The sequence below is a fragment of the Pseudomonas sp. H1h genome (genome assembly GCF_000633255.1).
In the GTDB taxonomy this organism is placed as follows: Bacteria; Pseudomonadota; Gammaproteobacteria; order Pseudomonadales; family Pseudomonadaceae; genus Aquipseudomonas.
The window spans coordinates 71949-91790 of sequence record NZ_AYMJ01000031.1 but is presented as its reverse complement, the minus strand read 5'-3'; the positions used below and the strand labels follow the sequence as shown (position 1 = coordinate 91790).

Here is a 19842-nt window from a genome sequence, read left to right as displayed (position 1 = left end):
ATCGAATTACTTACGCAGTTCGACGCGACGGTTTTGAGCCCAGGACTGCTCGTCGTTGCCGGTAGCAACTGGACGCTCTTCGCCGTAGGAAACCAGTTCCAGCTGAGCTGGGGAAACACCTTGCAGTACCAGGTAGCGCTGAACGGCTTTCGCACGACGCTCGCCCAGTGCCATGTTGTACTCACGAGTACCACGTTCGTCGGTGTTGCCTTCCAGAACAACGCGAGCGCCGTTTGCTTTCAGGTCTTTGGCGTGAACGTCCAGAGCGCGCATGGCTTCTGGCTTCAGGTCCGAGCTGTCGTATTCGAAGTAGAAGGTGGTGATTGCGCGCAGAGCAGCTTCTTCGCTCAGGGAACCGTCAACGGCACCAGTGTTTGCGCCGTAACCAGCGTTTGGATCAACAGCGCCTTCACCGGCGTTGTCGCCGCCTTTGGACGAGCAACCTACAGCTACAGCCATGGCCAGAGCCAGCGCAGCAAATTTACCAAACTTCAGCATTTCCATCGTGAAACTCCTAATGAACCCCAGTGTGTTAAGTAAAACGTGTAGCGCCGCGTCAGTTCAGGTAAGGGGACCAGGACGGTTCTCTGACTTCGCCTTGAGCGGTAGGAAGCGGGAGCCTCACGCGTCCATTAATGGACACGAGCATCAAGACTCCCCGGCCCTGCTGGCGGGTGGCGTAGATTACCATGGTGCCGTTGGGCGCAACAGTAGGCGACTCGTCCAGAGTGCTATCAGTTAGGATTTTTACACTTCCGCGCTGCAAATCCTGAGCCGCCACCTTGAAATTGGTGAAACCGTCCTGACGATGGATCATCACCAGGGTCTTTTCGTCAGCCGAAAGCTTCGGGTTGGCGTTGTAGTTACCGATGAAGGTCACTCGCTCCGCACCGCCGCCACTGGCGCTGGTTTTGTAGATCTGTGGTTTGCCGCCACGGTCCGAGGTGAAGTAGATGGTCGAACCATCCTTGCCCCAGTACGGTTCGGTGTTGATGCCAGGACCTGCCGTCACGCGAGTGATCTGACGCGAACCCAGGTTCATCACATAGATGTCCGGGTTGCCGTCCTTGGACAGCACGAAGGCCAGGCGATTGCCATCCGGCGACCAGGCAGGCGCGCCGTTCAGGCCTTCGAAGTTGGTGATCTGCTCACGGCGACCGGTGTCGATGTTCTGCATGAAGATGCGCGGACGCTTCTGCTCGAACGACACGTAGGCGATACGCTTGCCATCCGGTGCGAAACGCGGCGACAGGATCGGCTCGCGCGATTGCAGCAGGGTCACGGCGCGGGCACCGTCGTAGTCCGAACGCTGCAGGGTGTAGCGAGTGTTCTTCTCGGAGAAACGCTCGGCTGTCACGTACAGCAGACGGGTCGAAAACGCACCTTTGATGCCGGTAAGTTTTTCGAACGACTGGTCAGAGATGTAGTGCGCCATGTCACGCAGTTGCTCGGTAGTACCGGAAACACTGCCGTCAGCCACTTTCTGTTCGGTGGCCACGTTGAACAGCGCCCATTGCACCTGCAGGCGACCGCCCGCTGGAACAATGCTGCCGACCATCATGTATTGAGCACCCACCGCCTTCCAGTCACGGAAGATGATTTCACTCGGCTGGCTTGGCTGGGCAATCATGTTCTGCTTTGGAATCGGCGAGTAGTAGCCCGAGTTCCGCAAGTCATTACCAATGATTTCTGCCATGTCGTCCGGCAGCACTGCACCGCCCTGGAAACCGAATGGTACGACGGCGATCGGCGTTGCCCGATCGCTGCCGCTGGTGACCAGAATGTTCTTTTCATCAGCCATCGCGATCCCTGCCATGCAGCAGATCACGACCAGCATTCCTCGAAGAAGGTTTCTCACAAGGCTAGATCCTCAGGTGTGAATGTCATCTTGAATGAACGATACGGAGCGAAATCGCTCGGCTTCATTCCCTGCATTTCCGTCAAACGTCCAATATTCTTGACCGCCGCGACTGCCGAAGCATCGAACGGACCGTCGCCGCTGGACTTGGCCACGCTGACCGAGGTCACCGTACCGTCCGGCAACATGCCGATTTGCAGCACGACCGTCATGCCTTTGCGTGCCGAAGGTGGACGTGCCCAACCTTCCGCTGCCCGCGCACGAATCAGGTCATCGAAACTGCCCGCGACTTCGTCACCCTGCTCATCGGCCAAGGCCTGCTGACGCTGCGGCGTGTCGGAAAGCAAATCTGCCAGGGCCTGAGCCTTTTTGTCTTCGGTAGATTTACGTGCCGCGTCCTGCGCTTTCTTCTTCGCAGCATCGGCAGCAGCTTTCTTCTTCGCTTCGTCGGCGACTTTCTTCTTCGCCTCTTCAGCTTCAGCTTTCTTCTTGGCGTCTTCGGCGGCTTTCTTCTTCGCGTCTTCGACGATCTTCTTCTTGGCTTCTTCAGCGGCCTCTTTCTTGGCCTCTTCCTTAGCTTCTTCTTCAGCCTTCTTCTTGGCTATATCAGCCAATTGTTTCTCTTCGGCCTTTTTGGCTTCGGCTTTCTTCGCGTCGTCGGCTTTCTTGGCGTCATCCGCCTTTTTCGCCTCGTCCGCTTTCTTCGCCTCGTCGGCCTTCTTGGCTTCCTCGGCCTTTTGAGCCGCTTCTTCTTTCTTTTGTTCCGCAGCCTTCACCGCTTCCTGCTCGACCTTTTTCTGCTCCATCTGCTCGACTTCGGTCTGGCGCGCGGCGGATTTCTTCGCCTCACCCGCAATCTTCTGATTGGTCTGGGTGGTTGCCTGACTTTTCGATTTCAGTTGGTACAAGGTTGCCTGGACAATCGGCTTGGCCGGCGGCAGCTCCGGTGTCAGGGCAAAACTGACGAACAGCATGCCGAATACCAGCACGTGCAAGCCAATTGCCAGGACACTAGGCCAGAAGTAGCTTTCCGAGGCGGACGGCTCTCGCTGTTGCTGCATCAGGGCGCCTCGGTAATCAAGCCAACATTACCGACCCCGGCTTTCTGCAACCCGCCCATCGCGCCCATGACGGCGCCGTAGTCGACCGACTTGTCGCCACGAATGAACACCTGGGTGTGCTTGCCGCCTTCGTTGCCGGCGCGAATGATCTTGGTCACCGCGTCAGTCATCTGCGGCAGCGTCATGGCCCTGTCCTGCTGCTTTTCAGTGTCGACTTCGCTGCCAAGGTTCCAGTAGTAGGTCTTGTCAGCCTTGATCGAAATGGTCAGCACCTGAGTGTTGTTGTCCTGCGGCAAGGCTTCACTGGAAACCTTGGGCAGATCCACTTTCACGCCCTGATTGAGCATAGGCGCGGTCACCATGAAGATAACCAGCAGCACCAGCATCACGTCGATGTATGGCACCACGTTCATCTCGGCGACCGGCTTGCGCTTGTTTCGGGCTCGAGCGATTAAAGCCATCGGGAAATACCTGCTTATTCTTCGCTGGTGTGCACTTTGCGGTGCAGGATCGCCTGGAACTCATCGGCGAAGGTGTAGTAGCGGCTCAGCAAGGTTTCGCTGCGGGCTGAGAAACGGTTGTAAGCGATAACGGCCGGGATCGCGGCAAACAGGCCGATTGCGGTGGCGATCAGGGCTTCGGCGATACCCGGGGCCACGGTGGCCAGGGTCGCTTGCTGGGCCTGAGCCAGACCACGGAAGGAGTTCATGATGCCCCATACGGTACCGAACAGACCGATATACGGGCTGACGGAACCAACAGTGGCGAGAAACGGCAGGCTCTGCTCCAGCTTCTCTTCTTCACGGGAAATGGCAACGCGCATGGCTCGCGCCACACCTTCCATCACCGCCTCAGGATCGACGCCTGGCTGCTGACGCAGACGGGAGAACTCCTTGAAACCGGCACGGAAGATCTGCTCCACACCCGAATCCGGATCCGGGTTGCTGCCGGCCTGACGGTACAGCTTGGACAGGTCGATACCCGACCAGAAGCGCTCCTCGAAGCTCTCCAGGGCGCGTCGACCGGCGCGCAGCAGATTGCTGCGCTGAAAGATCATGATCCATGAGGTCACCGATGCGGCCACCAGGGTCAACATTACCAACTGCACCACGATGCTGGCATTGCTGACCAGGCTCCACATGGAGGAATGGTCGACGACGTTAGCTTCCACGCTTTATCTCCTGCTTTGAGTGTGTACCCGTGCCGCCCGCGTCGGCAAAGGCCGCACGCAAGGATTCGGGCATGGCCCGGGGTTTCAAACTTTCGGTGCGCACACAGGCCACCAGAAACTGCCCTTCACAGAGCAGCACATTATCCGTGGCCCGCCTGACCTGCTGTTTGAAGCGCAGGCTGGCACGGTTCAATTCGATTACATCAGCGCTTACCAGCAGTTCGTCGTCCAGTCGCGCCGGCGCGTGGTAGCGCGCTTCGCTGGAGTGCACGACAAACAACAGGTCCTCCCCTGCCAGTTCCGACTGGGAAAAGCCCAGCGTTCGGAGCCGCTCGGTTCGAGCCCGTTCCATAAACTTGAGGTAATTAACGTAATACACGATGCCGCCGGCATCGGTGTCCTCGTAATAAACGCGACAACGATGTGCGAACGGCTCAAGCCCGTTTTGCGCGCGCATACTCTAGTGCTTACTCCTCGGGTTGCCAATCCAGCCAGGCAACTGTTTTTCATTGTTCAAAGGCTTTACCGCAAAAGTACCGTCCTGTGACAGTACAAACGCTGAATAAATCGACAATAAATGTGTACTAATCGTCTACCGCATCGAGAAACTCGTCTACCACGGGCATCTCGCCCATTCGTGACGGAATGTTTAAACCGAAATGCAGGTACGCATGCCGTGTCACCACCCTGCCCCGTGGCGTGCGCATGATGTAACCCTGCTGAATCAGGTACGGCTCCAGCACATCCTCAATGGTGTGGCGTTCTTCGCTGATCGCAGCCGCCAGGCTGTCGATGCCCACCGGACCGCCATCGAACTTCTCGATCATGGTCAGCAGCAAGCGCCGGTCCTGATGATCGAAGCCATGTTCATCGACATCCAGCAGATTGAGCGCCAGATCGGCCACGGCCTTGGTGATGTGACCCTTGGCCCGGACTTCAGCGAAATCCCGCACCCGACGCAGCAGACGGTTGGCGATCCGCGGCGTACCACGGGCGCGGCGGGCCACTTCAAAGGCACCTTCCGGGTCCAGCGGCAAGCCGAGAATGCTCGCCGAACGACTGACAATCGTCGACAGGTCGGCGGTGTTGTAGAACTCCAGACGCTGGACGATGCCGAAGCGGTCACGCAACGGATTGGTCAGCATGCCGGCGCGGGTGGTGGCGCCGACGAGGGTGAACGGTGGCAGATCCAGCTTGATCGAGCGCGCCGCCGGCCCTTCGCCGATCATGATGTCGAGCTGAAAGTCTTCCATGGCCGGGTACAGCACTTCTTCCACGATCGGCGACAGACGATGGATTTCATCGATGAACAACACGTCGTGCGGTTCCAGATTGGTCAGCAACGCCGCCAGATCGCCCGGGCGCTCAAGCACCGGGCCGGAAGTGCTCTTGATCGACACGCCCATTTCCTGGGCGATGATGTTGGCCAGGGTGGTTTTACCCAGCCCCGGGGGGCCGAAGATCAGCGTGTGATCGAGGGATTCGTTACGGCCACGGGCGGCCTGGATGAACAGTTCCATCTGCTCGCGGACCGTCGGCTGGCCAATGTAGTCGGCCAGGCTGACGGGGCGAATGGCCCGGTCCTGGACTTCTTCGCGCTCGCGCGGGCTGTGCGCGGCGGCGATCAGACGATCAGCTTCAATCACTTAAATCATTCCCTTCAGGGCACGGCGGATCATGTCTTCACTGCTCAGGTTCTTGTCCTTGATGGCGGAAATCGCCTTGCTCGCTTCCTGCGGCTTGTAGCCCAGGGAAATCAGCGCGCTGACCGCATCGTTTTCGGCGGTGTTGACCGGCGCCGGACCGTCCGGCTGGTTCGGCACCAGGGCGAACATCGCCGGCACGGTTTCCCAGGCCTTGAAGCGGTCTTTGAGCTCGACCAGCAGACGCTCGGCGGTTTTCTTGCCAACACCCGGGACCTTGGTCAGCGCCGAAGTGTCCTGGGATTGCACGCAGCGGATCAACTCATCGACTTCCAGGCTCGACATCAAGGCCAGGGCCAGTTTCGGCCCGACACCATTGAGACGGATCAACTCGCGAAAAAAGTCTCGCTCACGCTTGCCGGCGAAGCCATAGAGTAACTGCGCGTCTTCGCGTACGACCAAATGGGTGTGCAACGTCAGCGGTTCACCGACCGACGGCAGACGATAAAGGGTGGTCATGGGCACTTCCAGCTCATACCCGAGGCCGTTTACATCCAGAATCAGGTGCGGCGGCTGTTTCTCAGCCAGGGTGCCGCGCAAGCGTCCAATCACGTTTCAGATCCTTGAGCGTTGACCAGCCGGGGGCTGGCGACAAAACGGAATACGGATTCGGGCCGACGACCCAGGCACAAAACCCATATACCGGAAAATTGATTGCTGATGCTATCAGAGACGCAGGCGCCCGCCACGACTGCGTGCGGCGCCCAGACCATGCGGCAACAGACTGGAGCGGGTGTGCGCGTGACAAATGGCGATAGCGAGGGCGTCCGAGGCATCGATTTGCGGCTTGGCGGTCAGCTTGAGCATGTGCATGACCATCATCTGCACCTGCTCCTTATTGGCAGCGCCGGTGCCGACCACGGCTTGCTTGACCTGGGTTGCAGTGTACTCGGCAATCTCCAGGCACTCTTCAGCGCCAGCAACAATCGCGGCCCCGCGCGCCTGCCCCAACTTCAGCGCTGAGTCGGCGTTTTTCGCCATGAACACTTTTTCGATGCCCATGGTCACCGGGCCATAGGTCTGAATGATTTCCCGCACACCGCGATAAACGATTTGCAGCCGCTCATGCAGCTCACCGGCGCCGGTACGGATGCAACCCGAGGCGACATAGATGCAGCCGCCGCGTCCGGTATCACGAACAATCCCGTAACCGGTAATGCGCGAGCCGGGGTCGATACCAAGAATTAGAGTCATAACGCCTGCGGAGTCGGTAAAAACACAAAAAACAAATCAGCGAATAACCAATATGGGAGCGGGCTTGCTCGCGAAGGCGGTGGGTCATTCAGCATTATGTCTGCTGATAAGCCGCCTTCGCGAGCAAGCCCGCTCCCACATTCAAGCCTAGTCGCTCTTAACCGAGCTGAGCGGCCACGTCTTCGGGAATATCCGCGTTGGAGTAGACGTTCTGCACGTCGTCCAGATCCTCAAGCATGTCGATCAGCTTGAGCACCTTCTCCGCGCCCTCCAGATCCAGCTCGGCGCTGGTGGTCGGCTGCATGACGATTTCTGCGTCATCACCTTTGAACCCGGCCGCTTCCAGCGCGTTGCGCACGGCGTAGAAGCTGGTGAACGAGGTGAACACGTCAATCGAGCCGTCTTCATGGCTGACCACGTCATCGGCATCGGCTTCCAGCGCCGCTTCGGTCAATGCGTCTTCATCGACGCCCGGCGCGAAGCTGATCTGGCCTTTGCGCTCGAACAGATACGCCACCGAACCATCGGTGCCGAGATTGCCGCCACACTTGCTGAATGCATGACGTACAGCTGCAGCGGTACGGTTGCGGTTGTCGGTCATGCACTCGACCATTACCGCCACGCCACCCGGGCCATAGCCTTCGTAGGTCAGCTCTTCAACGTTGTCCGCCTCGGTCGCACCGGCGCCGCGCGCCACGGCACGGTCGATGATGTCGCGACTCATGTTCGCGCTCAGCGCCTTGTCCAGCGCCAGACGCAGACGCGGGTTGGAGCCCGGATCGCCACCGCCCTGACGGGCCGCAACGGTCAGCTCACGGATCCACTTGGTGAAGATCTTGCCTCTCTTGGCATCCTGACGTTCTTTGCGGTGCTTGATGTTCGCCCACTTGGAATGACCTGCCATAACTCGCTCCGAATTCTCTTTGAAACGTTGCCCGCCCTGCTCATGCAGCGGCCAGCAAACAAAAAATCTCGACCTGCTCTCTACAGATAGAAAAAAGGCGCATCCGAAGATGCGCCTTCAGGCCCGTCTTACTCAGCCTTTGGCGTTTCGCGCAAACGAATATGCAGCTCGCGCAGTGCCTTGGCATCCACCACACCCGGTGCTTGCGTCATCACGTCCGCAGCGCTCTGGGTTTTCGGGAAGGCGATCACTTCACGGATCGACTGGGCACCGGTCATCAGCATCACCAGACGGTCCAGACCGAAGGCCAGACCACCGTGCGGCGGTGCACCGTACTTCAGCGCATCGAGCAGGAAGCCGAATTTCTCTTCCTGTTCTGCTTCGTTGATACCCAACAGACGGAATACTGCTTGTTGCATTTCCTTGCGGTGAATACGGATCGAACCGCCACCCAGCTCAGTGCCGTTCAGCACCATGTCGTAGGCGCGGGACAGAGCGCCGGCCGGGTTGGCTTCCAGCTCTTGCGGGGAGCACTTCGGCGCGGTGAACGGGTGGTGCAGCGCGGAGAAACTGCCGTCGTCGTTTTCTTCGAACATCGGGAAGTCGACGACCCACATTGGCGCCCACTCGCAGGTCAGCAGCTTGAGGTCGTGACCGAGCTTGATACGCAGCGCACCCAGGGCCTCGCTGACGATCTTGGCCTTGTCGGCACCGAAGAACACGATGTCGCCATCGACTGCGCCAACGCGGTCAAGGATCACGTTCAGCTTGTCTTCAGGAATGTTTTTCACGATCGGCGATTGCAGACCTTCAACACCGGCAGCACGCTCGTTGACCTTGATGTACGCCAGGCCCTTGGCACCGTAGATGCCGACGAACTTGGTGTAATCGTCGATCTGCTTGCGCGGCATGCTCGCCCCGCCTGGAACGCGCAGTGCGGCGATACGGCATTTCGGATCGTTGGCCGGGCCGCTGAATACTTTGAAATCGACTTCTTTGAGTTGATCGGCAACGTCGACCAGTTCCAGCGGGTTACGCAGGTCTGGTTTGTCGGAACCGTAGCGGCGCATGGCTTCTTCGAAAGTCATGTGCGGGAAGTCGCCGAACTCCAGACCCAGCACTTCCTTGAACAGGTTGCGGATCATTTCTTCGGTCAGGCCCATGATCTCTTTTTCATCGAGGAAGCTGGTCTCGATGTCGATCTGGGTGAATTCAGGCTGGCGATCAGCGCGCAGGTCTTCGTCGCGGAAGCACTTGGCGATCTGGTAGTAACGGTCGAAACCGGCCACCATCAGCAGCTGTTTGAACAGCTGCGGCGATTGCGGCAGCGCAAAGAACGAACCGGCGTGAGTACGGCTTGGCACCAGATAGTCACGTGCACCTTCAGGGGTGGCACGGGTCAGGATCGGGGTTTCAACGTCGAGGAAGCCGTTTTCGTCGAGGAAGCGGCGGATGCTGGTGGTCATGCGCGAACGCAGACGCAGCTTCTCGGCCATTTCCGGACGACGCAGGTCGAGGAAGCGATAGCGCAGGCGGGTCTCCTCGCCGACGTCGGAGAACTCGTTCAGCGGGAACGGCGGGGTTTCCGACTCGTTCAGCACTTCCAGCTCGTAGCCCAGCACTTCGATCATGCCCGACGCCATGTTGGCGTTGGTGGCGCCGGTCGGACGCAGACGCACCTTGCCGGTGATCTTCACCACGTACTCGCTGCGCACGCGATCGGCAGCGGCGAAGCTCTCGGCGCGATCCGGATCGAATACCACCTGGGCCAGACCATCACGATCACGGATATCGAGGAAAATCACCCCGCCGTGGTCGCGACGACGGTGAACCCATCCGCAAAGGGTAATTTCCTGGCCTTCCAGGCTTTCGTTCAGTTGGCCGCAATAATGGCTGCGCATCATGGTAGTGGTTTCGCTTCTCGTAATTCGAAATTCGGTGGAGATCCCGTCGCCATCAAGCATTGCGAAATCTCACGCGTGTCGTTCGACCTGGGCCTGAACCCTAGTCAGATTTGTCGCCACCGGCCAGGTTCTTCTTGGCTCCGGTCTTGAAATCGGTTTCGTACCAACCGCTGCCGCTGAGGCGAAAACCCGGCATGGACAGCTGTTTCCTGAGCTCTGGCGCCTGACAGGCAGGGCAGTCGACCAGCGGTGCCTCGCTGATCTTTTGAATGGCTTCCAACTGATGACCACAGGAAGCACATTGGTAATCGTACATCGGCATGGGGGTGTCTCGGCGATCAGATTGCCACCGCGCGCAGGGCTTTGCGGCGAAAGAGCGGGATTATATCCATTAAATGCGGGCTGTGCAGCCGTAAGACTGCACAGCCCGCCACGTCATTTCAAGTATTGCCCGTTCAGGGCATGACGGCCGACGGGGTATCACGCAGGCCGTTCATCACGCACACCACCCGCACCAGACCGCTGAAGTTTTTCACCCCGCCATGGCGCAGGTGTACTTCGCGGTCCACATGGGACAACAGCGTACTGACCGAACAGCCGTTGTCTTCGGCCATACCGCCAAGAATGTTCCAGTAAACCTGCTCAAGCCTCAAGCAAGTCGCAAAGCCATTCAAACGCACCGACCTGGACAGCGGCCGGATCAACTCGAAGTCGAAATCGCTGACAAACGGATCGACCTTCATCTCCTGATGCGAACCGGTCTGTTCGCTTCGCCTGTCTCCACCTACCATATCGCTGACACTCCTTTGTCATCACTGCTTATAAAGGCAACTTCCTGTGCCCTCATAAAAACGCAGACGCAAAGTTAGCGCCAGATGACTAGTTGCCCATCTGCGTAGGATAAGCCGACATAATCAGTAAGATTTGAACCAGCACGCGGACATCCACCACCCCGGGACGTCCGCGCACCGGGCGATCAGGCCTCCAGCAGCGCGCGCAGCATCCAGGCGGTCTTCTCATGCACCTGCATGCGCTGGGTCAGCAGGTCGGCCGTGGGTTCATCACTGACCTTGTCCAGCAGAGGGAAGATGCCGCGCGCGGTGCGCGTCACCGCTTCCTGCCCCTCGACCAGTTGCTTGATCATGTTCTCGGCACTCGGCACGCCCACCTCCTCCTTGATGGAAGAAAGGCGCGCGTAGGTGGCGTAAGCCCCCGGCGCCGGAAAGCCCAGGGCGCGAATGCGCTCGGCGATCAGGTCCACGGCCAGCGCCAGTTCGTTGTACTGCTCTTCGAACATCAGGTGCAGGGTCCTGAACATGGGACCTGTGACGTTCCAGTGGAAGTTATGGGTTTTCAGATACAGCACGTAGGTGTCCGACAGCAGCCGCGACAGCCCCTCGACGATGGACTTGCGGTCTTCTTCACTGATACCGATATCGATTGCCATGTTTACCCCCTAAGGCGATTGAATTCATCCAGCAGGTGCAGACCCACTCTAGCAAGGCAACCGCCACCTCGCAGCCAGCAATCGGCGCGCGTGGTGCGACAAATCGACCGGGCAGGTGCCGCTGGCCGGGGTGATTTGAGTAGCTGCAGGCTTTGCTGTTAAATAGGCAGCGTGTCGCTACGCCCCATTTTTCGGGGGTGTGGCGCATAGGCTGATGCCGGGCACGTGTCCAACGCCTCTTTATTGTTCCGAAGCGAACCGTGCGCCTTCAGCTCTTCCTTGTGAGCCGTCATAACGTGAGCCAATCAAAATGTTGAAAATCGTCCACCTGCTAATGGGCGCAGCGGCCTTGCTGCTGTCGTTCATACCCAGCTTGAAATCCGAAGCCGTTCCTTACCTGCAACAACCCGACGCACTTTACCTGGCCTTTTTCGGCCTGCTGAACCTGGTCATCGCTCCAGTGATTCCTTACTGGAACAAAGGCCCGCGCCAGCATCTGCAAAACCTCGTCAGCGCTCTTCTCGTGCTGACTGTCGTCCTGCAAACCCTGACCCTGATCGCACCGATGCCGGTCATCGCCGGCCAACCAGCCGTGCTGTTCAGCCTGGTGATAGCCCTGGTTGCCGTGGTCCTGCACCTGGCCGTGAGCTTTTACAAGTCTTCGCCGGCGGCTGCACCTGTCAGCTATGACATGAGCAACCGCGATACCGGGACCGTCAAGTGGTTCAACACCTCTAAAGGCTTCGGCTTTATTTCCCGGGATTCCGGCGATGATATTTTCGTGCACTTTCGTGCAATCCGTGGTGAAGGCCACCGTGTTCTGGTCGAAGGCCAGCGCGTGGAGTTCTCGGTGATGAACCGCGATAAAGGTCTGCAAGCCGAGGACGTGATCGCCGCCCTGCCGCGTCGCTGATCCAAGGCAACAAAAAACCGCGAACAGCCAGGCTGTTCGCGGTTTTTTTACGCCCGCACAAACGTGCCGACATCAGTAATGGGGCGGCGGCGCCTCTTCCTCGAAAGAGTCAAACTGCCCGACCATCTCCTCCTGACGCTTGAGCAGTGCCGCCATTTGCAGCTGCAGACGCTCGATCACACGCTGCTGCGCCACCAGCTCGTCGTTCAACGCCTGAATGGTGTCATCCTGGAAGGCCAGACGGCTTTCCAGATCGGTAACGCGCTCTTCAAGGCTCATGATTCAGCCCTCCAGAAACGTGAAATGTTCGGTCAGCACCAGACGCAGCCGTTCACGAATGGCGGCTACCTGCTCTGCGCTGTAGGGTTTGGCCGGGGGCTTGCCCCAGACCGGTGCCGGCCATGCCGCATCGTCGCGTTTACGCACAATCACATGCATGTGCAGCTGGCTGACGACGTTGCCCAGGGTCGCGACGTTCAGCTTGTCGGCGTCGAACAAATCCTTGAGCAGCTCAGCCAGCGCGGTGGTTTCCTGCCACAACTGCTGCTGATCAGCGACATCCAACTGAAACAACTCGCTGATATCGTCGCGGCGTGGCACCAGGATGAACCACGGGTAATTGGCATCGTTGGACAGCAACAGTCGGCACAGCGGGAAGTCGCCGATGGTCAGGGTGTCCTGTTGAAGTCGTGAATCTAAAGCAAACACTGGGTGCACTCCCGGCTGATCTACATCATTGAGCTTAGCGGCCGTCCCGACGGGCAACGCACCAAGCGACAGGCAGGCAGCATACCTGCGAATGCGCCGGGCTTCACGATGACAGTGCTGCCCATACCGGCACAGCCCCGACAAGAGACATCTGAAGAGACCGCGCACCATCACAGAGCCAGGATTGCCATCGAACACCCAAAAATACCCGAAAACACCTGCTGCACCTGACTGCACGCTCACGCTGAACTGTATGAATCCTGTACAGCGTGTAATTTTTTTGCACCAAAACCGCACAGTGCGTCTACGCTCAGTGCGTCGAGCATCCGCCGAATACTCACCAATGGGGTGAACCGGTAACGTTTTTGGTTGTCACGCCCCAATTCCAACGTGACAACACCATGCAAGGGAGTGCGTCAAGCTCCTGATACAAAAGGGCTTGAACCCCCGTTTTCACAAGGTTTTCACAGGCACAGGCAGCTGTTCGGAAAAATAAACGCGACAACTTGGCGATTTGTGCACGCTTGTTGCATTGAGACACACATGGTCTATAAGCGCACCACGGGAAGTGGGGGCTTGAGACCAACAAATACGGTGGCAGGGTTGCCCCAATGGAGATTCAAGTGTTTTGCCAGGGACTCTTTTTTACCGATGCAAAAAGGCCCAGAAACAGCGATAAAGTTGTCAGTCCGGCTGCATTGGTACTGTGAATTTGCGACATCAACCAAGCCATTTGCGACGTCGTCGTAAAGAACGTGAAAGGTTGTATGTGCAAGTATCGCCAACATTGTCGGCGTGATATAAGTTTGCGCCGACACAAAAAGAAAGAGCCGCCCAGATAATAAAACAGGTGGGACGGCAGTACTCTTCTAAAACCAAAGGAGCAAATCACGATGCGCGTGATGAAGTGGAGCACAATCGCACTGGCCGTTGCAGCAGCAGCCAGTACTCAGTTGGCTACGGCCGCACCGTTTGTAGATGACCAGGCAGAAGCCAAAGGTTTTGTTGAAGGTGCGAAACTCACCGAGACGTTGAAGAACTACTACTTCAACCGCGACAACAAGAACGGCGGCCACGACCAGAAAGACTGGACCCAGGGCTTTCTCGGTAACTTCACTTCCGGTTACACCCAAGGCACCGTAGGCGTCGGTATCGATGCATTCGGTTACCTGGCGGTAAAACTGGATGGCGGTGATGGTACTTCCGGTACTGGCAACATGAGCCGTAGCGACTCCGTCAAGGCCAACGGTTATGCCCACGACGTTGATGAAAGCCAAGGCAAAGCCGGCGCTGCCATCAAGTTCCGCGTCTCCAAAACCGAACTGAAATTCGGTGACATGCAGCCAAGCACTGCCCCGGTATTCGCTGTTGGCGGCTCCCGTATCCTTCCGCAAACTGCCACTGGCTTCCAGTTGCAGAGCAGCGAAGTCAAAGATCTGGACCTCGAAGCGGGTCACTTCTACTCGGCTACCAGCCAGGACAAAAACGCCCGTGATGGCGGCCTTTACGCCACCTACGCCGGCGTTGAAGCCAAGAACATCGACTACTTCGGTGGTAAATACGGCATCACTGACAACCTGACTGCATCGCTGTACGGCGCCAAACTGGAAGACATCTGGAACCAGTACTACGCCAACGTGAACCTCACCACCCCGTTCGGTGGTGATACTTCGCTGAACACCGACTTCAACATCTACCGCACCACCGACACCGGCAGCGCCAAAGCGGGCGACATCAGCAACACCGCCTTCTCGCTGGCAACCGCCCTGTCGTTCCTGAAGGCACACACCTTCACCCTGGCCTTCCAGAAGGTCAACGGCGACACCCCGTTCGACTACATCGGCGTGGGCAAGAACAACCGTGGTGGCGACTCGATCTTCCTCGCCAACTCCATCCAGTACTCCGACTTTAACGGTGCAGGCGAGAAATCCCTTCAAGCCCGTTACGACCTGAAAATGGCCGAGTATGGCGTTCCTGGTCTGAGCTTCATGGTTCGCTACGTTAAAGGTTGGGATATCGACGGTACCCACACTCCAGCGGGTAGCGCTTACGCCGGTCTTTACGGTGAAGATGGCAAACACCACGAAACCAACTTCGAAGCCAAGTACGTTGTTCAGTCTGGCCCTGCGAAAGATCTGTCCTTCCGTATTCGTCAAGCCTGGCACGTTGCTAACGCTGATGAAGGCGAAGGCGACGTTAAAGAGTTCCGCCTGATCACCGAATACCCACTGAACATTCTGTAATTGTCAGTGGTTAGTTTGGAAGCATAAAAAAGGCCCATCTTCGGATGGGCCTTTTTATTGCCTGTCACTTGTAATAAATGCCTGACCAACAAGTCAGGCATTTAATTAGCAACCTATCATTGTGTTGCCGACTCCTGAACCACACGAATCACACGCTGTGGAAACGGGATATCAATACCGGCAGTCTTTAAACGATCACGCGACTGTTCGTTAAACATGAACATCACATCCCAGTAGTCCGCGGTTTTAACCCAGACACGCAGGGAAACAGTGATCGAACTGTCACCGAGCGTCGAAATCACTGCCTGCGGTGCAGGGTCCTGCATGACACGGTCATCCTTGGCCAGATCCAGCAGCACCTGACGCGCTTTCTGCAGATCTGCCTCGTAATCCACACACACATCGAACACAACTTTACGGGTTGGCTGACGGTTGGTGTTGGTGATGATGCCGTTGGACAGGTTACCGTTCGGCACGATGATGGTCTTGTTGTCGCCAGTACGCAGCACGGTATGGAAAATCTGGATGCTGTCGACAGTACCCGCCACGCCCTGCGCTTCGATCCAGTCACCGATACGGAACGGACGGAACAGCAGAATCAGCACGCCGCCGGCGAAGTTCGCCAGACTGCCCTGCAACGCCAGGCCGATGGCCAGACCTGCAGCACCGATTGCCGCCACGAACGAGGTGGTTTCGACACCGATCATCGAGGCCACGCTGACGATCAGCAGCACCTTGAGAATGATGTTCGCCAGGCTGCTGATGAAGCCTTGCAGCGCCAGGTCGGCGTTGCGCAGAGCCAGCAGGCCGCCGAGCTTTTGCGTGACCTTGTTGATCAGCCACCAGCCGATCGCCAGTGTAATGACCGCCAGCAGCACGCGGCTGCCGTACTCCATGATCATCGGAATCCACGCCTGGGATGCCTTGACCAGGTTGTCTACTTCAGCGTTCAAATCCATCTTCCATCTCCTGATTTCCGGCTACCCGGGCTGTTTACAAATTAAAAATGGGAGCGGGCTTGCTCGCGAAAGTCGTGCGTCATTCAGCAATGAGTTGCCGAACACACCGCTTTCGCGAGCAAGCCCGCTCCCACAGGTCATCTGACCGAGCTTAGTCGCGGAAGTTGTTGAACTGCAGTGGCATGCCGAACTCTTTGGCACGCAGGGCAGCAATGGCTTCCTGCAGATCATCGCGTTTCTTGCCAGTCACACGTACCTGCTCGCCCTGGATGGCGGCCTGTACCTTGAGCTTGGCCTCCTTGATGTGAGCGACGATCTTCTTCGCCAGCTCCTTGTCGATGCCTTCCTTGAGGATCGCGTCCTGTTTCATCAGCTTGCCCGAGGCGTAAGCGTCTTTTACTTCAAGGCACTGTACGTCGATCTTGCGCTTGGTCAGGGCCAGCTTCAGGATCTCGATCATCGCTTCCAGCTGGAACCCGGCTTCAGCGGTCAGGTTGACGGTCAGGTCCTTTTCCTTGAACTCGAAGCTGCCTTTGCCTTTCAGGTCATAACGACGATCGAGTTCCTTCACGGCGTTCTCGACCGCGTTGGTGAGTTCGTGTTTGTCCAGTTCGGATACCACGTCGAACGACGGCATGTAATCTCTCCAATAAAAAGTCGCGCTCGATCAGGATGGAGCGCGCTTGGCTTGCGGTTAAAATCCGGCTCATTATAACGGGTCTTTTCCCACCGATACGGCGAGCCTTGCATGCCAGTACCTTACCGAGTGAAAAACTGATGTCCACCCCCTGGCACGTTCTCGGCGCCGGCAGTCTCGGCACGCTATGGGCCACGCGCCTGGCCCGGGCCGGTCTGCCGGTGCGCCTGATCGTGCGTGATGCCCAGCGTTTGCGCGACTATCAGGCGGCGGATGGCCTGACCCTGGTCGAACACGGCGAGGCCAACACCTATGCCGTCCCCGCGCAAACGCCGGACGATGCAGAACCGATCCGCCGCCTGCTGGTCGCCTCCAAGGCCTATGACGCCGAAAGCGCCGTCGCCCGCCTCGCCCCGCGCCTGACGGCAGATGCCGAACTGATCCTGCTGCAAAACGGCCTCGGCAGTCAGGACGCCGTCGCAGCACTGGTACCGCAGGCGCGCTGTATCAGCGCCTCCAGCACCGAAGGCGCGTTCCGCGACGGTGACTGGCGCGTGGTGTTCGCCGGTCATGGTTTCACCTGGCTGGGTGATGCCGGGCACCCGGTGGCACCGATCTGGCTCGACGATCTGCAAGCAGCGAAAATCCCCCACGAATGGAGCACCGACATCCTCACCCGCCTGTGGCGCAAACTGGCGCTCAATTGCGCGATCAATCCGTTGACCGTGCTCCACAACTGCCGTAACGGCGGGCTTGAGCAGCATCAGTGCGAAGTCGCCACGCTGTGCAATGAGCTGGCCGAGTTGCTGGAGCGCTGTGGCCAACCAGCCGCGGCGGTCAATCTGCAACAGGAAGTCGAGCGGGTGATCCACGCCACGGCGGCCAATTACTCCTCCATGTATCAGGACGTAGCGAACCAGCGCCGTACCGAAATCAGCTACTTGCTGGGTCACGCCTGCAAAGTCGCCACGCGCCATCAACTGAACCTGCCGCACCTCAAGCAATTGCAGCAGCGTCTGGTCGGCCATCTGCACAGCCTTGGATTGCCCAGCGACTGAGCAGCGGCTACGCTGGCCACTTGTTCCTTTGCTGCGATAAACCTGATGCCATTGCGCCAGCGCCTTGAAAACCTGCCGGTCGGCCAGAAACTGCTGGCCGCCCTGCTGGTGTTGTTGACCACCGTTCTGCTGGTCGCCAACCTGACCTTTATCAGCGCCGCCTATTACATCTCCCAGGAAAGCATGGCGCCGCAGGCTCTGCAGACCATCGGCCGGCTGATATCCAACCCCAGCCTGGTTGCACAGGCCCTGGAGTCACCGCAAAGCGCCGAACGCCTGCTCAAGGAACTCGACAGCTACTCGCCGTTGCGCGCGGCGGCGCTGTACGACGGCAAGGGCGACCGGATCGCTCAGGTTCAGCGCGGCGACAAGCTCAATCTGCCGGAACGCTATCGGCACGTCGAAGCCTGGCAACTCACCGAATTTCGCAGCAATCAGTTGATTACCCTGCCCCGCCCGGGGACTGAGCCGGGGCATCTGCTGCTGGTCGCCAGCAGTGAACTGCCGATGGCGTTCTACACCGGCACATTGACTGCCAGTCTCGGCATCCTGATTTTCAGTGTGCTGCTGTGGCTGGTGATTGCCCGGCAGATCAAACGCCTGATCACTCGCCCGATCCATCAACTGGAAGAACTCTCGCGTCAGGTCACCCGCGAGGAGAACTACGCCCTGCGCGCCTCACGCGGCAACCATGATGAAATCGGCAGCCTTGCCGAAGCGTTCAACACCATGCTCTCGCGCATCGAAGCCCGCGAACAGCAACTCAAACGCGCCCGTGACGATTCGCAAGCCGCTTACGATCAGGCTCAGGGCCTTGCCGAAGAAACCCGCCACACCAACCGCAAGCTGGAACTGGAAGTCCAGGTGCGCAGCAAGATCGAGAAGAAACTCACCGGATTCCAGAACTACCTCAACAGCATCATCGACTCCATGCCCTCGGCGCTGATCGCCCTCGACGAACAGCTCTACGTGACCCAGTGGAACCAGGAGGCCAGCGCGCTCTCCGGGACGCGCCTGGATGAGGCGTTGAACCAGCCGATCTTCCTCGCCTTTGAGCCGCTCAAACCGTTTCTGCCGCAACTCAAGCAGACCGTGGAAGAACACACGGTGGCGAAGATCGAGCGGGTGACCTGGTTCAAGGATGATGAACCCAAGCATTACGCCCTGACCTTTTACCCGCTGATGGGTGGCGCCGGGCGTGGCGTGGTGATCCGTATCGATGACATCACTCAGCGCCTGTCGCTGGAAGAAATGATGGTGCAGTCGGAAAAGATGCTCTCGGTGGGTGGTCTCGCCGCCGGCATGGCGCATGAGATCAACAACCCGCTCGGCGCGATCCTGCACAACGTGCAGAACATTCGCCGACGGCTGTCGCCGGACCTGCCGAAAAACCTCGAAACCGCCGAACAACTCGGCATCGAACTGGACACGGTCAACCTGTACCTGCAAAACCGCGAAGTGCCGAAACTGCTCGACGGCATCCAGCAGGCCGGCGCCCGGGCGGCAAAAATCGTCACCCACATGCTCAGTTTCAGCCGGCGCAGTACGCGGCAAATGGCACCGTGCGATTTGCCGGCGCTGATCGATCAGGCGGTGGAGATTGCCGGCAACGACTTCGATCTGGCGATCGGTTTCGACTTCAAGGGCCAGGCGATCATCCGTCAGTTCGACCCGGCGCTTGGCCCGGTGCCAGGCACCGCCAACGAACTGGAGCAAGTGCTGCTCAACCTGCTGAAAAACGCTGCGCAAGCCATTCACCAGCGCGAAGACGACAGCGAGCCTGGACGGATCATCCTGCGCACCCGGCTGAATCCACCGTGGGCCGAGATTCAGGTCGAGGACAACGGCATCGGCATGAGCGAGAACGTGCGCAAACGTACCTTCGAGCCATTCTTCACCACCAAGGAAATCGGCCAGGGCACCGGGCTTGGGCTGTCGGTGTCGTACTTCATCATCACCAACAATCACAAAGGGCAGATGGAAGTGCAGTCCACACCGGGCCAGGGCACCTGCTTCACCTTACGCCTGCCCCTGTCGCAACCTGCAGCCATCGCGGCCGAAACCAATCAACTGACGAGGTAA

The 19842-nt window shown here is 58.5% G+C and carries 22 protein-coding genes; 4 read left to right on the top strand and 18 right to left on the bottom strand.

Annotated elements, in window-relative coordinates; all coding sequences use genetic code 11:
• Positions 1-6 precede the first annotated feature (6 nt).
• The 14 genes from pal to U862_RS0124270 form a co-directional block, all read right to left on the bottom strand.
• Entirely contained in the window at positions 7-504 is a 498-nt protein-coding gene (gene pal / locus U862_RS0124335; RefSeq protein ID WP_003178634.1) for a peptidoglycan-associated lipoprotein Pal, read from the bottom strand.
• A gap of 52 nt (positions 505-556) precedes the next feature.
• Entirely contained in the window at positions 557-1837 is a 1281-nt protein-coding gene (gene tolB, locus U862_RS0124330; protein ID WP_177327372.1) for a Tol-Pal system beta propeller repeat protein TolB, read from the bottom strand.
• A gap of 17 nt (positions 1838-1854) precedes the next feature.
• Positions 1855-2919 carry a cell envelope integrity protein TolA gene (gene tolA, locus U862_RS0124325; RefSeq protein WP_025112792.1) on the bottom strand — a complete coding sequence of 355 codons (1065 nt, stop codon included), beginning with the start codon at positions 2917-2919 and terminating at the stop codon, positions 1855-1857.
• On the bottom strand, positions 2919-3371 hold the full coding sequence (gene tolR, locus U862_RS0124320; RefSeq protein WP_177327371.1) for a protein TolR: 453 nt from the start codon (positions 3369-3371) through the stop codon (positions 2919-2921). Before tolR ends, tolA begins: the two co-directional genes overlap by 1 nt.
• A gap of 23 nt (positions 3372-3394) precedes the next feature.
• Positions 3395-4090, bottom strand: coding sequence for a protein TolQ (gene tolQ / locus U862_RS0124315; protein WP_003227517.1), 696 nt, complete (start codon positions 4088-4090; stop codon positions 3395-3397).
• Complete coding sequence (gene ybgC / locus U862_RS0124310) at positions 4080-4547, bottom strand: tol-pal system-associated acyl-CoA thioesterase (RefSeq protein ID WP_025112790.1); 468 nt, start codon at positions 4545-4547, stop codon at positions 4080-4082. Before ybgC ends, tolQ begins: the two co-directional genes overlap by 11 nt.
• Before the next feature lie 127 nt (positions 4548-4674).
• Positions 4675-5736 carry a Holliday junction branch migration DNA helicase RuvB gene (gene ruvB / locus U862_RS0124305; RefSeq protein WP_025112789.1) on the bottom strand — a complete coding sequence of 354 codons (1062 nt, stop codon included), beginning with the start codon at positions 5734-5736 and terminating at the stop codon, positions 4675-4677.
• Complete coding sequence (ruvA, locus tag U862_RS0124300) at positions 5737-6345, bottom strand: Holliday junction branch migration protein RuvA (RefSeq protein ID WP_025112788.1); 609 nt, start codon at positions 6343-6345, stop codon at positions 5737-5739. It abuts the gene before it with no gap.
• Between the two features lie 114 nt (positions 6346-6459).
• Positions 6460-6987, bottom strand: coding sequence for a crossover junction endodeoxyribonuclease RuvC (gene ruvC / locus U862_RS0124295; RefSeq protein WP_025112787.1), 528 nt, complete (start codon positions 6985-6987; stop codon positions 6460-6462).
• 157 nt (positions 6988-7144) lie between these two features.
• The gene (locus U862_RS0124290) at positions 7145-7891 is read right to left on the bottom strand and encodes a YebC/PmpR family DNA-binding transcriptional regulator (RefSeq protein ID WP_007912738.1); all 747 of its coding nucleotides are present in this window, start codon (positions 7889-7891) and stop codon (positions 7145-7147) included.
• Positions 7892-8019: 128 nt separating this feature from the next.
• Positions 8020-9795 carry an aspartate--tRNA ligase gene (aspS, locus tag U862_RS0124285; RefSeq protein WP_025112786.1) on the bottom strand — a complete coding sequence of 592 codons (1776 nt, stop codon included), beginning with the start codon at positions 9793-9795 and terminating at the stop codon, positions 8020-8022.
• 100 nt (positions 9796-9895) lie between these two features.
• Positions 9896-10117, bottom strand: a complete 222-nt coding sequence (locus tag U862_RS0124280) for an FmdB family zinc ribbon protein (RefSeq protein WP_025112785.1) — start codon at positions 10115-10117, stop codon at positions 9896-9898.
• Between the two features lie 133 nt (positions 10118-10250).
• Positions 10251-10586: a ribbon-helix-helix domain-containing protein gene (locus U862_RS0124275; protein ID WP_025112784.1), complete on the bottom strand. Its 336-nt coding sequence runs from the start codon at positions 10584-10586 to the stop codon at positions 10251-10253.
• A gap of 185 nt (positions 10587-10771) precedes the next feature.
• Positions 10772-11242 (bottom strand): Dps family protein, encoded by a 471-nt coding sequence (locus U862_RS0124270; protein WP_025112783.1) that lies wholly within the window; start codon positions 11240-11242, stop codon positions 10772-10774.
• Positions 11243-11552: 310 nt separating this feature from the next.
• On the opposite strand from U862_RS0124270, the gene U862_RS31330 reads away from it, so the two are divergent.
• Positions 11553-12155 carry a cold-shock protein gene (locus U862_RS31330; protein WP_025112782.1) on the top strand — a complete coding sequence of 201 codons (603 nt, stop codon included), beginning with the start codon at positions 11553-11555 and terminating at the stop codon, positions 12153-12155.
• A gap of 72 nt (positions 12156-12227) precedes the next feature.
• Here the strand turns inward: U862_RS31330 and U862_RS0124260 are convergent, their stop codons facing one another.
• Entirely contained in the window at positions 12228-12434 is a 207-nt protein-coding gene (locus U862_RS0124260; RefSeq protein ID WP_025112781.1) for a SlyX family protein, read from the bottom strand.
• A 3-nt stretch (positions 12435-12437) separates the two neighbouring features.
• A complete protein-coding gene (locus tag U862_RS0124255) occupies positions 12438-12863 on the bottom strand; it encodes an HIT domain-containing protein (protein ID WP_025112780.1) in 426 nt (141 codons plus the stop codon).
• A gap of 893 nt (positions 12864-13756) precedes the next feature.
• On the opposite strand from U862_RS0124255, the gene U862_RS0124250 reads away from it, so the two are divergent.
• Entirely contained in the window at positions 13757-15106 is a 1350-nt protein-coding gene (locus tag U862_RS0124250) for an OprD family porin (RefSeq protein WP_025112779.1), read from the top strand.
• A gap of 116 nt (positions 15107-15222) precedes the next feature.
• Here U862_RS0124250 and U862_RS0124245 read toward each other — a convergent pair whose 3' ends face one another.
• Complete coding sequence (locus U862_RS0124245; protein WP_025112778.1) at positions 15223-16065, bottom strand: mechanosensitive ion channel family protein; 843 nt, start codon at positions 16063-16065, stop codon at positions 15223-15225.
• Between the two features lie 151 nt (positions 16066-16216).
• Positions 16217-16702 (bottom strand): YajQ family cyclic di-GMP-binding protein, encoded by a 486-nt coding sequence (locus tag U862_RS0124240; RefSeq protein ID WP_025112777.1) that lies wholly within the window; start codon positions 16700-16702, stop codon positions 16217-16219.
• Positions 16703-16842: 140 nt separating this feature from the next.
• Here U862_RS0124240 and U862_RS0124235 point away from each other — a divergent pair, with 140 nt between their 5' ends.
• Both U862_RS0124235 and U862_RS0124230 read left to right on the top strand, forming a co-directional pair.
• The gene (locus U862_RS0124235) at positions 16843-17760 is read left to right on the top strand and encodes a putative 2-dehydropantoate 2-reductase (RefSeq protein WP_025112776.1); all 918 of its coding nucleotides are present in this window, start codon (positions 16843-16845) and stop codon (positions 17758-17760) included.
• 45 nt (positions 17761-17805) lie between these two features.
• Positions 17806-19842 carry a HAMP domain-containing sensor histidine kinase gene (locus tag U862_RS0124230; RefSeq protein ID WP_025112775.1) on the top strand — a complete coding sequence of 679 codons (2037 nt, stop codon included), beginning with the start codon at positions 17806-17808 and terminating at the stop codon, positions 19840-19842.

Excerpts from the sequence above, each read along its gene's own strand:
- U862_RS0124240 (WP_025112777.1), bottom strand. The coding sequence starts at position 16,702 with ATGCCGTCGTTCGACGTGGTATCCGAACTGGACAAACACGAACTCACC.
- U862_RS31330 (WP_025112782.1), top strand. The coding sequence starts at position 11,553 with ATGTTGAAAATCGTCCACCTGCTAATGGGCGCAGCGGCCTTGCTGCTG.
- U862_RS0124280 (WP_025112785.1), bottom strand. The coding sequence starts at position 10,117 with ATGCCGATGTACGATTACCAATGTGCTTCCTGTGGTCATCAGTTGGAA.
- tolB (WP_177327372.1), bottom strand. The coding sequence starts at position 1,837 with ATGCTGGTCGTGATCTGCTGCATGGCAGGGATCGCGATGGCTGATGAA.
- U862_RS0124275 (WP_025112784.1), bottom strand. The coding sequence starts at position 10,586 with ATGGTAGGTGGAGACAGGCGAAGCGAACAGACCGGTTCGCATCAGGAG.
- U862_RS0124230 (WP_025112775.1), top strand. The coding sequence starts at position 17,806 with ATGCCATTGCGCCAGCGCCTTGAAAACCTGCCGGTCGGCCAGAAACTG.
- U862_RS0124260 (WP_025112781.1), bottom strand. The coding sequence starts at position 12,434 with ATGAGCCTTGAAGAGCGCGTTACCGATCTGGAAAGCCGTCTGGCCTTC.
- U862_RS0124250 (WP_025112779.1), top strand. The coding sequence starts at position 13,757 with ATGCGCGTGATGAAGTGGAGCACAATCGCACTGGCCGTTGCAGCAGCA.
- aspS (WP_025112786.1), bottom strand. The coding sequence starts at position 9,795 with ATGATGCGCAGCCATTATTGCGGCCAACTGAACGAAAGCCTGGAAGGC.
- ybgC (WP_025112790.1), bottom strand. The coding sequence starts at position 4,547 with ATGCGCGCGCAAAACGGGCTTGAGCCGTTCGCACATCGTTGTCGCGTT.
- U862_RS0124270 (WP_025112783.1), bottom strand. The coding sequence starts at position 11,242 with ATGGCAATCGATATCGGTATCAGTGAAGAAGACCGCAAGTCCATCGTC.
- U862_RS0124245 (WP_025112778.1), bottom strand. The coding sequence starts at position 16,065 with ATGGATTTGAACGCTGAAGTAGACAACCTGGTCAAGGCATCCCAGGCG.
- pal (WP_003178634.1), bottom strand. The coding sequence starts at position 504 with ATGGAAATGCTGAAGTTTGGTAAATTTGCTGCGCTGGCTCTGGCCATG.
- tolA (WP_025112792.1), bottom strand. The coding sequence starts at position 2,919 with ATGCAGCAACAGCGAGAGCCGTCCGCCTCGGAAAGCTACTTCTGGCCT.
- U862_RS0124290 (WP_007912738.1), bottom strand. The coding sequence starts at position 7,891 with ATGGCAGGTCATTCCAAGTGGGCGAACATCAAGCACCGCAAAGAACGT.
- ruvC (WP_025112787.1), bottom strand. The coding sequence starts at position 6,987 with ATGACTCTAATTCTTGGTATCGACCCCGGCTCGCGCATTACCGGTTAC.
- U862_RS0124235 (WP_025112776.1), top strand. The coding sequence starts at position 16,843 with ATGTCCACCCCCTGGCACGTTCTCGGCGCCGGCAGTCTCGGCACGCTA.